General features: G+C 64.3%; 12 protein-coding genes. 1 reads left to right on the plus strand and 11 read right to left on the minus strand.

Annotated features, from left to right (window positions below; genetic code table 11):
• Nucleotides 1–7: 7 nt before the first annotated feature.
• The 11 genes from lpxD to rpsB form a co-directional block, all read right to left on the minus strand.
• Nucleotides 8–1,108 carry a UDP-3-O-(3-hydroxymyristoyl)glucosamine N-acyltransferase gene (gene lpxD / locus GXB81_RS20720; RefSeq protein WP_205990209.1) on the minus strand — a complete coding sequence of 367 codons (1,101 nt, stop codon included), beginning with the start codon at nucleotides 1,106–1,108 and terminating at the stop codon, nucleotides 8–10.
• Nucleotides 1,109–1,188: 80 nt separating this feature from the next.
• Nucleotides 1,189–1,710, minus strand: a complete 522-nt coding sequence (locus GXB81_RS20725; RefSeq protein WP_205193092.1) for an OmpH family outer membrane protein — start codon at nucleotides 1,708–1,710, stop codon at nucleotides 1,189–1,191.
• Between the two features lie 76 nt (nucleotides 1,711–1,786).
• Complete coding sequence (bamA, locus tag GXB81_RS20730) at nucleotides 1,787–4,108, minus strand: outer membrane protein assembly factor BamA (RefSeq protein ID WP_167045270.1); 2,322 nt, start codon at nucleotides 4,106–4,108, stop codon at nucleotides 1,787–1,789.
• 67 nt (nucleotides 4,109–4,175) lie between these two features.
• The gene (gene rseP, locus GXB81_RS20735; protein WP_205990210.1) at nucleotides 4,176–5,570 is read right to left on the minus strand and encodes an RIP metalloprotease RseP; all 1,395 of its coding nucleotides are present in this window, start codon (nucleotides 5,568–5,570) and stop codon (nucleotides 4,176–4,178) included.
• A 7-nt stretch (nucleotides 5,571–5,577) separates the two neighbouring features.
• On the minus strand, nucleotides 5,578–6,783 hold the full coding sequence (locus GXB81_RS20740; RefSeq protein WP_167045264.1) for a 1-deoxy-D-xylulose-5-phosphate reductoisomerase: 1,206 nt from the start codon (nucleotides 6,781–6,783) through the stop codon (nucleotides 5,578–5,580).
• A 10-nt stretch (nucleotides 6,784–6,793) separates the two neighbouring features.
• Complete coding sequence (locus GXB81_RS20745; protein ID WP_167045261.1) at nucleotides 6,794–7,615, minus strand: phosphatidate cytidylyltransferase; 822 nt, start codon at nucleotides 7,613–7,615, stop codon at nucleotides 6,794–6,796.
• Nucleotides 7,609–8,391 carry a polyprenyl diphosphate synthase gene (gene uppS / locus GXB81_RS20750; RefSeq protein WP_205990211.1) on the minus strand — a complete coding sequence of 261 codons (783 nt, stop codon included), beginning with the start codon at nucleotides 8,389–8,391 and terminating at the stop codon, nucleotides 7,609–7,611. Before uppS ends, GXB81_RS20745 begins: the two co-directional genes overlap by 7 nt.
• Nucleotides 8,392–8,453: 62 nt before the next feature.
• Complete coding sequence (gene frr, locus GXB81_RS20755) at nucleotides 8,454–9,014, minus strand: ribosome recycling factor (RefSeq protein WP_013089702.1); 561 nt, start codon at nucleotides 9,012–9,014, stop codon at nucleotides 8,454–8,456.
• A 98-nt stretch (nucleotides 9,015–9,112) separates the two neighbouring features.
• Nucleotides 9,113–9,826: a UMP kinase gene (pyrH, locus tag GXB81_RS20760; RefSeq protein ID WP_074764243.1), complete on the minus strand. Its 714-nt coding sequence runs from the start codon at nucleotides 9,824–9,826 to the stop codon at nucleotides 9,113–9,115.
• A gap of 221 nt (nucleotides 9,827–10,047) precedes the next feature.
• Entirely contained in the window at nucleotides 10,048–10,929 is an 882-nt protein-coding gene (tsf, locus tag GXB81_RS20765) for a translation elongation factor Ts (RefSeq protein WP_167282722.1), read from the minus strand.
• A gap of 217 nt (nucleotides 10,930–11,146) precedes the next feature.
• Entirely contained in the window at nucleotides 11,147–11,899 is a 753-nt protein-coding gene (gene rpsB / locus GXB81_RS20770; RefSeq protein WP_167045255.1) for a 30S ribosomal protein S2, read from the minus strand.
• A gap of 440 nt (nucleotides 11,900–12,339) precedes the next feature.
• Here rpsB and map point away from each other — a divergent pair, with 440 nt between their 5' ends.
• Entirely contained in the window at nucleotides 12,340–13,149 is an 810-nt protein-coding gene (gene map / locus GXB81_RS20775; protein WP_205990212.1) for a type I methionyl aminopeptidase, read from the plus strand.
• The last annotated feature ends 3 nt before the right edge of the window (nucleotides 13,150–13,152 follow it).

Genomic DNA, 13,152 nt, shown 5'->3' on the forward strand with positions numbered 1-13,152 from the left:
GGATTTCTTAGAGCGGGTTGCCCGCGGCCTCGCCTGTCGCGCCGCCGGCCTTGTCTGCGGCGGCGCTTTCGAGCGCCTTGATGCGGTCGCGCAGCTTGTCGATATTGCGCAGCAGCGCCGCGCTCCTGTTCCAGTCCGCGTGATTCACGGCCGGGAACGCACTCGTGTAGATGCCGGGCTTCGGCAGCGACTTCGAGACGCCCGACTTCGCCGTGACGATCACGTAGTCGGCCAGCGTGACGTGCCCGGCAATGCCGACCGCGCCGCCGATCATGCAGTGACGGCCGATCGTCGTGCTGCCCGCGATACCCGCGCAGCCCGCGATGACCGTGTATGCGCCGACCTTGCAGTTGTGGCCGATCTGCACGAGGTTGTCGATCTTCACGCACTCCTCGATGATCGTGTCGGCCATCGCGCCGCGGTCGATCGTCGTGTTCGCGCCGATTTCGACGTCGTTCGCGACCGACACGCCGCCGACCTGCGGAATCTTCACCCAGCTGCCGGTGCGCGCCTCGCCCTCGCCGACAAAATCCGGCGCGAAGCCGAACCCGTCCGAGCCGATCACGGCACCCGCGTGCACGATCACGCGCTCGCCGAGCTGACAGCCGTGGTAGACCGTGACGTTCGGATACAGATGCGAGTGGGCGCCGACGCGCGTGCCGCGGCCGATCACCACATTGGCGTCGAGCCGCACGTGCTCGCTAATCACCGCGCCGGCTTCGACCGTGACGCGCGGACCGATCACCGCACTCGCGGCGACCTGGGCCGAGGCATCGATCGTTGCGCTCGGATGCACGCCGGGCGCCGCTTTCGGCGTGGCGAGGTCGATGAAGGTCTGGGCAATGCGCGCGAAGTAAGCGTACGGATTCGGCGTGACGATGAAATTACGGCCATCGGGCGAAGCCAGCTTCGCGAGGTCGCCGGCATTGATCAGCACCGCGCCCGCACGGGTCGTTTCGACCTGCGACAGATACTTCGGATTGGCGAGGAACGCCAACTGGTCCGAGCCCGCCTGATCGAGCGGCGCAAGACTGCCCACGCGCTGCGAACCGTTTCCGACTACTTCACCGCCGAACCGCCGGACGATGTCCTCGAGCGTAAATGCCATGCCTATCCTGTCTCCTACCTGTTCAATCCAAGCCATCGGCGGACACGCGCCGGCGCAGGCTCACGGCCATGCGATGACCGTTAGTTGCCCGATGCCGCCAGCGCCTTCAGCACCTGGTCGGTGATATCGATGCGCGGGCTCACGTACACCGCTTCCTGCACGATCAGATCGTAGTGCTGCGTCTCGGCGATCTGCTTGATGACCTTGTTCGCGCGATCGAGCACCGCCGCGAGTTCTTCGTTGCGGCGCTGGTTGAGGTCTTCGCGGAACTCGCGCTGCTTGCGCTGGAAGTCCGAGTCGAGCTGCGACAGATCGCGCTGCTTCTGCGCGCGATCGGCCGCCGACATCGACGCGCCGTTCTTGTCGAGCGCATCGGACATCGACTTGAGCTTCTGCGCCATGTCGGCGAGATCCTTGTCGCGCTTCGCGAATTCGGCTTCGAGCTTGAGCTGTGCGGCCTTTGCCGCCGCCGATTCGCGCAGGATACGGTCGGAATTCACCGCGGCGATCCTCGCCTCCTGCGCATGCGCAACCCCGACTCCCAAGGTCATGGCCAGCGCCAATGCGCACGCTACACGTTTCGAAAACATACCGGTTAGCAAAGTCATCCTCTCGATACCGTAGTTTGGCCGGGCCGCCGCCGGAAACCGATCGCGGCCGGAACCGCCCGCCGCGCGATCAGAACGCCGTCCCGATCTGGAACTGGAACTTCTGATACTGGTCGCCTTCATGCTTGATAAGCGGGAAGCCGAGGCTCAGCTTGAGCGGGCCGATCGGCGAAATCCACGCGAGACCCACGCCGTAGCCGTAGCGCAGGCCGTTCGCGCCGGTGCTCGCGCAGCCGCTCGACGTACAGCTTGCCTGGCCCCAGACGTTACCGCCGTCAAGGAATGTGAACACACGCAGCGTGCGGTCGTAGCCGGTGCCCGGCAGCGGGAACGTCAGTTCGACGTTGCCGACAAGCATCTTCGAGCCGCCGATCGGATCGTTGGTCTTGCCGTCGCGCGGACCGAGCGAGCTCGGCTCGTAGCCCCGCACCGAACCGATACCGCCCGCGTAGTAGTTCTTGAAAATCGGGTAAGGCTTGCCGCCGAGGCCGTTACCGTAGCCGCCCTGGAAGTTGAAGCCCAGCACGAAGCCGCGCGCGAACGAGTAATAGTACTGCGCGTTGATGTCGGCCTTGTAGTACTGCGTGCCGCCGATCGGCGTGCCGTATTCGGCGTTCGCCTGCGTGAAGTAGCCGCGGCTCGGCACCAGCGCGCTGTCGCGCGCATCACGCGACCAGCCGACCGTCAGCGGGACGTTGTTCGACACGCGGCCGAACTCGTTCACGTAGTCGATATAGCTTTGCGGCGTGTTCGAGTCGATGTCGAGCTGGTTCTGCTCGAAGCCCGCGCCGAAATACACCGTGTCGACTTCCGAGAACGGAATACCGAACTTCAGGTCGGCACCGGCCGTAACGATCTTGAAGCTCGAATCGGTCGAGTAGTACAGCGGCTGATACGTGCGGTAGTAGACGTCGGTAATGCGCTTGATGCCATCGACCGTGAAGTACGGATCGACCTGCGTGACCGTCAGCGTGCGGTACGTCTTCGCGGTATTGACGTTCACCGACAGGCTCGTGCCCGAACCGAACACGTTGTCCTGCGAGACACCGGCCGACAGCACCACCTTGTCCGTCGACGAGAAACCCGCGCCGAGCGTGATCGCGCCGGTCGGCTTTTCGGCAACCTTGACGTCGATGTCCACCTGGTCGGGCGTGCCTTCCACCGGCACCGTGGTCACGTCAACGTCGGTGAAGTAGCCGAGACGGTTGATACGGTCCTTCGACAGCGCGAGGCGGTTCGAATCGAACCACGAGCTTTCGAGCTGGCGCATTTCGCGGCGCACCACTTCGTCGCGCGTACGCGTGTTGCCGACCACGTTGATGCGGCGCACATAGACGCGGCGGCTCGGGTCCACCTGCAGCGTGAGGTCGACCGTGTGGTTGTTCTGGTCGATCTGCGGCTGCGCATTGACGGTGGCGAACGCATAGCCGTATTCGCCGAGCTTGTCGACGATCGCCTTCGTGGTGGCCTGCAGCTTTTCGGCCGAGAAGCGGTCGCCCGGCTTGATCTTGATCAGCTTCTTGAGTTCCGCTTCGCGGTCGAGCAGATTGCCGGCGAGGCGGATGTTCGAAATCGTGTACGGCTGGCCTTCGTGCAGCGTGACCGTCAGGTACATGTCCTTCTTGTCCGGCGTGATCGACACCTGGGTCGATTCGATGCTGAACTCGAGGTAGCCGCGATTCAGGTAATACGAACGGATGTTCTCGAGGTCGCCGGTGAGCTTGTCTTTCGCGTACAGGTCGTTCTTGGTGTACCACGAGAACCAGTTCGGCGTGGACAGCTGCATTTCGTCGCGCAGCGTGCCGGTGCTGAACGCCTTGTTGCCGATGAAGTTGATCTGGCGGATCTTCGCGCTCGGACCTTCGGCCACCGAGAACAGCACCGCGACGCGATTGCGGTCGATCGGCGTGATCGTGGTGGTGACTTCGGCCGCGTAGTAGCCGCGCGTCAGATACTGGCGCTTCAGTTCCTGCTCGGCCTTGTCGACGAGCGCCTTGTCGAAGTAGCGGCCTTGCGACAGCCCGACCGCGCGCAGCGCCTTGGTCAGGTTGTCCTTCTCGAACTCGTGAATGCCGGCGAAGTCGATCGTGCCGATCGCGGGACGCTCCTGCACCTGCACGATGACGACGTTGCCCTCGGTCGCGATCTTGACGTCGTTGAAGAAGCCGGTCGCATAGAGCGCGCGAATTGCTTCGGACGCCTTGTCGTCGCTAAAGGTATCGCCTTGCTTGATGGGCAGATACGCGAACACCGTACCGGGTTCGACGCGTTGCAATCCCTCAATGCGAATGTCTTGCACCACGAAGGGCGTTGTTGCGTGAGCAACCAGCCCATGCGCGGCGAACGCCGCGGCTATAACCGTCTTCGGACCAAAGCGATGAGGTTTAAACAACGTGCTTCCCCAGTGTGTATAGCTGCATCAGGCCGGGCGGCCGCCCTCGAGAACGCCGCCGGACACTTTAAAAATGGATTAAACGAGCCAGATCGTTGAACAGCGCAATCGCCGACAGCGCGACGATGCAGGCGAGACCCGCCCTCTGAAAAATGAGTTGCCAACGATCAGAGACAACTTTACCGGTTACAGCTTCAACCAAATAATATAACAGATGCCCCCCGTCCAATACCGGAATCGGTAGCAGGTTCAGCACACCGAGACTGATGCTGACAAGGGCAAGGAACGACAGGAACGCCGACGGCCCCAGGCGCGCGCTCTTTCCCGCGTAGTCGGCGATCGTCACAGGACCCGACAGGTTCTTCAGCGACGCCTCGCCGACGATCATCCGCCCGAACATGCGCACCGAGTACACCGCGAGGTCCCACGTGCGGCGCGCGCCGAGCCGCAGGCTTTCGAGCGGCCCGTAGCGCACCTCGATCGACGGCACCTGGGTCGCCAGTTCGGCGCCGATGCGGCCGATCTGCTGGCCAGTCGCCGCGTCGCGCTGCAACTGCGGCACGATACTGAGCTCGTCGAGGGTGCCCGCCGCATGGCCGCCGCGGCCGCCGCGCTCCACCTGCAGCCTGAGCGGTTCGCCGGCGTGCGATTTTACATAAGCAATGAAGGCCGCGGCATTATCGGCCGGCGTGCCGTCGATCGCGCGCAGCCGGTCGCCCGTGGCGAGCCCGGCCTTCTGCGCCGCGCTGCCCGCCTGGATACCGGCCACCGTAAGCTTGCCGCCGCCGGGCTCGAAGCCGAGGTGCGACATGAAATCGTCGTCGACGTCCTTCTCGGCGAGGCCGCGCAGGTCCATCGGGAAATCGGACGTGCCGTGCGCGTCCTTCGCGACGAGCACGATGTGCTTGTGATCGAACGCGGCGCCAAGCAGCTTCCAGCGCAGATCCGACCAGGAGCGCACCGGCTCGGTCTGATCGGCGCCGTCCGCGCGCACGCCGACGATCGTCTCGCCGCCCTCGAAGCCGGCCAGTGCGGCCGGCGTATTCGGCGCGGGCGTCGCGAGCACGGCCGACGGTTCCGTCACGCCGGTGGCGAACACCAGCGCAAACAGGACGATGGCGAGCAGGAAATTGGCGACCGGCCCCGCCGCGACGATCGCAAAGCGCCGCCACACCGACTGCCGGTTGAACGCATGCGGTAAATCTGCGGCGGGAATCGCCGCAGCGCCCGTCTCGCGCTCGTCGAGCATCTTCACGTAACCGCCGAGCGGCAACGCGGCAATCGTCCACTCGGTGCCCGTCTTCGGGCTCACCCACTGGACCAGCGGCTTGCCGAAGCCGATCGAAAAACGCAGCACCTTCACGCCGCACAAACGCGCGACGCTGTAATGCCCGTACTCGTGGACCACCACGAGTACGCCAATCGCAACCGCGAAAGCGAGCAGTTCGATCAGCAGGTTCATGAACGCCTCACTGGACGGCGCGTTCCGTGCGACGGGCGCCATCGGGCAGGCGCGCGATGAATGCGGCCGCGGCGCGGCGCGCGGCGGCGTCCGCCTCGATGACGTCGTCGAGCGCGTGCGCGCTGCGGTTCGGCAACGCGGAGAGCACCGAGTCGACCACCTCGGCGATCGCCATGAAGCCGATGCGGCGCGCGAGGAACGCTTCCACCGCGATCTCATTCGCGGCATTGAGCGCGGCGCTGGCGATGCCGCCCTCCGCGAGCGCCTTCATCGCGAGCGCGAGACACGGGAAGCGCGCGTAGTCGGGCTTTTCGAACGACAGCGAGGCGATCTGGGCGAGATCGAGCTGCGCGACGCCCGAATCGACGCGCTCGGGGAACGCGAGCGCATGCGCGATCGGCGTGCGCATGTCGGGGTTGCCGAGTTGCGCGAGCACCGAGCCGTCCACGTACGACACGAGCGAATGGATCACGCTCTGCGGATGGATCAGCACCTCGATGCGCTCGCCCGGCAGGTTGAACAGCCAATGCGCCTCGATCACTTCGAGACCCTTGTTCATCATCGTGGCCGAATCGACCGAAATCTTGCGGCCCATCACCCAGTTCGGGTGCTTGCAGGCTTCGTCAGGCGTCACGTCGACGAGCGTGGCCCGCTCGCGCGTGCGGAACGGCCCGCCCGACGCGGTCAGGATGATCTTCGAGACGCCGCCATGCTGCGATGCCTCGTGCGGCAGGCATTGGAAAATCGCGTTGTGTTCGCTGTCGACCGGCAGCAGCACCGCGCCGTGGTCGCGCACCGCGTCCATGAAGATCGCGCCGGACATCACCAGCGCTTCCTTGTTCGCCAGCAGGATGCGCTTGCCCGCGCGCGCCGCGGCAAGGCTCGGCGCGAGACCGGCCGCACCGACGATCGCCGCCACCACCGTATCGCAACCGTCGCTCTTCGCGACGTCGACGAGCGCTTGCGGCCCGTAGGCGACCTCGGTCCTGCTGCCCGCTTCGCGCAGCCGCGCGGCGACCTTGGCGGCCGTGTCGGCATCGCCGACCACCGCCACTTCGGGCGCAAAGCGCAAGCATTGCTCGACGAGCTTGTCGCCGTTGCGATGCGCGGACAGCGCGTAAATCGAAAAACGCTCGGGATGGCGCGCGACGACGTCGAGCGTACTGTCTCCAATCGAGCCCGTGGAACCGAGCAATGTCAGACGTTTTTGCATATCTCTTTCTCTAGCCGAGCAGCAGCATGGCAAGCGGCAGCACCGGCAATAATGCGTCGATGCGGTCGAGCACGCCGCCGTGGCCCGGCAGCAAACCGCTCGAGTCCTTCACGCCGGCCTGGCGCTTCAGCATCGATTCGAACAGGTCGCCGACCACGCTGAAGGCCACCAGCAAGGTCAGTGCGAGCACGGTGCGCACGGCGCCCCATTGCGCCAGCAGCGCAGAATACAGGGTTGGCTCGAACGCGTGCAAAAAGACCGCCGCCGCGGCGACGATCATGACCAGCAGCCAGCCGCCGATCGCGCCCTCCCAGGTTTTACCCGGACTGATGGCCGGCGCCAGCTTGTGTTTCCCGAAAGCCTTTCCCGAGAAGTATGCGCCGATATCGGCGAGCCATACCAGCAGCAGCAGCGACAGCACGAACGGCACGCCCTGCATGCGTGCGGCGACGAGAGCATGCCAGCACGCGACGAATCCGACAATGCCGGCAAGAAACAGAAAGGTGCGCCATGCGCCCTGCGCGAGCGCGGGCTTGCGCAGCAGCACGAACGGACCGGCGATCACCCAGAAGATCGCGGCGGCCTTGAAAAGCGAACGAGCCTCCGCGATGCCCGTGCCGAGCCGCGTGCTCGCGACCAGCGCGAGCGCCGCCAGCAGCGCGTAGACCACCGGGCCGGCGCCGCCGACCTTGAGCAGGCGCGCCCACTCCCACGCGGCGAACACGACGACGAAAGCGATCAGCGCGCCGAACGCGCCGACCGGCGCGAACAGCGTGACAGGCAGGAACACGGCCAGCAGGACGATCGCCGTGATGACACGGGTCTTTAGCATGGAAGCGAATCGACGTTCTGCGATTGCGGCTCGAGCTGGGCGCTGGTACGGCCGAAGCGGCGCTCGCGATCGCCGTACGAGGCGATGGCATGAGCGAGCGCGTCGGCGTCGAAATCCGGCCAGAACGTGTCGGTGAAATAGAACTCGGTGTAGGCCAGTTGCCACAGCAGGAAATTGCTGACGCGGCGCTCGCCGCCGGTACGGATGAAGAGATCGGGCTCGGGCGCGTAGGCCATCGACAGATGCTCGGCGAACGAGTCTTCGTTCACCTCGACCGGCTTGCCCGCCGCCGCCGACTGCTCGGCGAGCTTGCGGGTGGCCTGCATGATGTCCCAGCGGCCGCCGTAGTTCGCGGCGATGGTCAGCGTGAGACGGGTGTTGCGCGCGGTCTTGGTTTCCGCGCGCTTGATCAGGTCGCGAATTCTCACGTCGAAACGCTCGAGATCGCCGACCACGCGCAGGCGGATGCCATTCGCGTGCAGCTTGCCGATCTCGCGCTCGAGCGCGGTGACGAAGAGGCGCATCAGGAACGACACCTCCTCGTTCGGGCGGCGCCAGTTCTCCGAACTGAAGGCGAACAGCGTCAGATATTCGACGCCCCGCTGCGCGCACGCCTCGACGGCCGAGCGCACCGCGTCGACGCCGCGCGTATGGCCCGCCACGCGCGGCAGACGCCGCTTGGTGGCCCAACGGCCGTTGCCATCCATGATGATCGCGATATGTCGCGGCACCGCGGCGACTTCAGGCACGCGCACGGTTGAGCTGGTATAGGTCATGGCCGTCGGGACAGTAATGCCAGTAAAGAAGTGGAAATCAGAAGGGACTGAGCCGAACGGCGTCAGACCGTCATGATCTCGGCTTCTTTCGTCGTGACGAGCTTGTCGATTTCGGCGACGAACTTGTCCGTCAGCTTCTGGACGTCGTCACCCGCGCGACGCTCGTCGTCTTCGGAAATTTCCTTGTCCTTGACGAGCTTCTTCAGTTGCTCGTTGGCGTCACGGCGCAGATTGCGCACGGCCACCTTGGCGGTTTCCGCTTCGCTGCGCACGACCTTGGTCAGTTCGCGGCGGCGCTCTTCGGTCAGCGCAGGCATCGGCACGCGGATCACGTCGCCGTGAGTGGCCGGGTTCAGACCCAGGTCCGACTCGCGGATCGCCTTTTCGACGACCTGGACCATCTTCTTTTCCCACGGCTGCACGCCAATCGTACGCGCGTCGATCAGCGTGAGGTTCGCAACCTGCGAAATCGGCACCGGCGAGCCATAATAGTCGCACTGGATATGATCGAGCAGGCCCGTGTGCGCACGGCCCGTGCGGATCTTCGACAGGTCGTTCTTGAACGCGTCGATCGAGCGCTGCATCTTCTGCTCCGCGCCCTTCCTGATATCAGCCACAGACATTTTTAAACCTCCGAACCTTCAAAACGGTGCGAGCCGCCCGGCACGCGCGATGCGGCGGCCCGGGCTCGCGTCAAAGCCCACGTAACGTAAAACGAAGTTTACACGTGGACGAGGGTGCCCTCGTCCTCACCTTGTACGATGCGCTTGAGCGCACCCGGCTTGACGATCGAAAACACGCGGATCGGCAGCTTCTGGTCGCGGCACAGCGCGAATGCCGTCGCGTCCATCACCTGCAGATTGCGGCCGATCGCTTCGTCGAAGCTGATCGTGGTGTAACGGGTCGCGCTCGGGTCCTTCTTCGGATCGGCCGAATAGACACCGTCCACCTTGGTGGCCTTCAGCACCACTTCCGCGCCGATTTCCGAGCCGCGCAGCGCGGCCGCCGTGTCGGTCGTGAAGAACGGGTTGCCGGTGCCGGCCGCGAAGATCACGACCCTGCCTTCCTCGAGCTGGCGGATCGCGCGGGGCCGGATGTACGGCTCGACGACCTGATCCATGCGCAACGCCGACTGCACGCGCGCCTCGATACCGGCGTGGCGCATCGCGTCCTGCAGCGCCAGCGCGTTCATCATCGTGGCCAGCATGCCCATGTAGTCGGCCGTCGCGCGGTCCATGCCCGCCGCGCCGCCGGCGACGCCACGGAAAATATTGCCGCCGCCGATCACCACGGCCAGCTGCGTTCCGAGACGAACCACTTCGGCCACGTCCGCCACCATTCGTTCGATGGTCGCGCGATTGATGCCGAAGGCATCGTCGCCCATCAGAGCTTCACCGGAGAGTTTGAGCAGGACGCGTTTATAGGCAGTGGGCATAGAGGTATCCAGATCGCGCAGAACAGGGCAACAACAAGGGACTAATGTAGGGGTGAAACGCTGATTCGGGCAAGCGCCGCCAAATTGACGAACCCTGGGGTTCGCCGGCGGCGGCCGCGCGGCGGGGGTCAACCCGTGCACGGCCTTGCGGCGCCGCCGAGCGCGGCGAAGTCCTGCTTCGCCGCGGGTCCAACGGTACGGCTATGAAGCTTAGGTAAGGCTTATTGTTGCTTTGCAGCAGCGACTTGGGCGGCCACTTCCGCGGCGAAGTCGTCCTGCTTTTTCTCGATGCCTTCGCCGACCACGAACAGCGCGAACTTCTGCACGCTCGAATTCGCCGCCTTCAGCATCTGTTCGATCGTCTGCTTGTCGTTCTTCACGAACGTCTGATTCAGCAGCGACACTTCCTTCAGGTACTTCTGCACGCTACCGTCGACCATCTTCGCGACGATTTCAGCCGGCTTGCCCGATTCGGCGGCCTTCTGCTCAGCGATGCTGCGTTCCTTGGCGATCAGGTCCGCCGGCACGTCATTCGACGACAGCGAAACCGGCTTCATGGCGGCGATGTGCATAGCGACATCCTTGCCGACCTGCTCGTCCGCGCCGGTGTACTCGACCAGCACGCCGATGCGCGTGCCGTGCAGATACGAGGCCAGCTTGTTGGCGGTATCGAAGCGCTCGAAGCGGCGGATCGACAGGTTTTCGCCGATCTTGCCGACCAGCGCGAGGCGCACCGCGTCGACGGTCGAGCCGTCGAGCGGCAGTGCCGACAGCGCGGCGACGTCAGCCGGGTTCTGCGTTGCGACCAGTTCCGCAACCTTCTTCGAGAAAGCGAGGAAGTCGTCGTTCTTCGAAACGAAGTCGGTTTCGCAGTTCAGTTCGACGAGCGAACCAGCGTTGCCGTTGATGAACGAGGCGACGACGCCTTCAGCCGTCACGCGCGATGCCGCCTTGCTCGCCTTGTTGCCGAGCTTCACGCGCAGCAGCTCTTCAGCGCGCGCCAGATCGCCGTCGGCTTCCGTCAGTGCCTTCTTGCATTCCATCATCGGCGCGTCGGTCTTTGCGCGCAGTTCTGCAACCATGCTTGCGGTAATTGCCGCCATCATTTGCTCCTTGGGTTCTGTCTGTCACACGCCGCCCGCATTTCGATGCCGGCGGCAGGAATTCGTTTCAGCGTTTTCGCGAATTTTTGCGAGCGACGCGCGAGGCGCCGCCTGAAGCACTCTGCCAGATGCCTGTTACAACGCTTGTTACAGGCGTCGCGGCTTAAAAAAAGGGGGCCTGTAAGAAGCCCCCTTTTTTGCCGGACACGGGGCAGCTTTACGCTTCTCCGTTGACCTCGACGAACTCGTCGCCGTCACCGCCGCGGGCAGCCTGGACCACTTCGTTGACCGCGTTCGCACGGCCTTCGAGGATCGCGTCGGCCACGCCAGCCGCGTACAGTGCGACGGCCTTGCTGGCGTCGTCGTTACCCGGGATCACGTAGTCCACGCCTTCCGGCGAGTGGTTCGTATCGACCACGGCGATAACCGGAATGCCGAGCTTGTTCGCTTCGGTCACGGCAATCTTGTGGTAGCCGACGTCGACGACGAAGATCGCGTCCGGAATGCCGCCCATGTCCTTCACGCCGCCGATCGACTTTTGCAGCTTGGCCATTTCGCGTTCGAACAGCAGCGCTTCCTTCTTGCTCATGCGCTCGGTTTCACCGGCTTCCAGCGCCGCTTCCATGTCCTTCAGGCGCTTGATCGAAACCTTCAGCGTCTTGAAGTTGGTCAGCATGCCGCCGAGCCAGCGCGCGTTGACGAACGGCATACCGGCGCGCTGCGCTTCCTGGGCGATCGTGTCGCGCGATTGACGCTTCGTGCCGACGAACAGGATCGTGCCGCGGTTCGATGCCAGCTGACGCGCGTACTTCAGCGCGTCGTTGTACATCGGCAGCGTCTTTTCGAGGTTGATGATGTGAATCTTGTTGCGATGACCGAAAATGAAGGGGGCCATCTTCGGGTTCCAGAAGCGCGTTTGGTGGCCGAAATGGACACCGGCTTCCAGCATTTGACGCATCGTAACTGCCATGAAATTCTCCACGAGGGTTGGGTCTTAAGCCGGCTGCCGTATCGGCCGCGCCCGCCTTCTTCCGGCTGGAACGCGGCGACACCCTGGATGCGCCGGCTTGCGAATGAGTTGCCTGCACTGCTTTTGCACTAACTACTTTCTCACCCGCGGCACAAGCAACCAGCGCCGCGAGAAGCCTTTCCCGCCCCACCCTTATTTGCATCATTCACATGACTCGCGTCAATGCAATAAAAAACTGGGCGTGGATCGACTTAGCCGAAGATTATAGCACGTGACTATCGACCGACTCAACCCGCGCCGATGGCCGCCGCCAGCCTCGCCGTCCATCGGCGGAAGATCGCACGGGGCGCCCGCAAAACGCCCCGCCCGCTTGCAAAAGCCTGCGGCAGCCGGAATATGGTGCGATAATCCCGCAATAAATCGCATTTCAGGCCCGACTTATGGCTATTACCCTCAAAAACGACCACGATATCGCACAGATGCGCGTCGCTTGCCGGCTCGCCAGCGAAGTGCTCGACTACATCACGCCGTTCGTCAAGGCCGGCGTCACGACGGGTGAACTCGACCGCCTCTGTCACGAATACATGCTGAAGGAACAGGGCACCGTTCCCGCGCCGCTCAATTACCAGCCGCCCGGCTACCCGCCCTATCCGAAAGCCACCTGCATTTCCGTCAACGACGTGATCTGCCACGGCATTCCGGGCGACAAGGCGCTCAAGAACGGCGACGCGCTCAACATCGACATCACCGTCATCAAGGAAGGCTATTTCGGCGACACGAGCCGCATGTTCATCGTCGGCGAAGGCTCGATCATGGCGAAGCGCCTCGTGCAGGCCACCTTCGAATGCATGTGGCTCGGCATCGACCAGGTGCGCCCCAGCGCGCATCTCGGCGACATCGGCTATGCGATCCAGAAGCACGCCGAAGGCCTCGGCTACAGCGTGGTGCGCGAATATTGCGGCCACGGCATCGGCACCGTGTTCCACGAAGACCCGCAGATCCTGCACTACGGCCGCCCCGGCACCGGCATCGAACTGCAGGCCGGCATGATCTTCACGATCGAGCCGATGATCAACGCGGGCCGCCGCGACATCCGCACGATGCCCGACCAGTGGACCGTCAAGACCAAGGACCGCAGCCTGTCCGCGCAGTGGGAGCACACGGTGCTCGTCACGGAAACCGGCTACGACGTGCTGACCGTGTCGGCCGGCACGCCCGCGCGGCCGCCCGTCGTCGCCGCGACCGCCTGAGAA

Origin of the sequence: Paraburkholderia sp. Ac-20336 (assembly GCF_017105025.1) — a bacterium.
GTDB lineage: Bacteria > Pseudomonadota > Gammaproteobacteria > Burkholderiales > Burkholderiaceae > Paraburkholderia.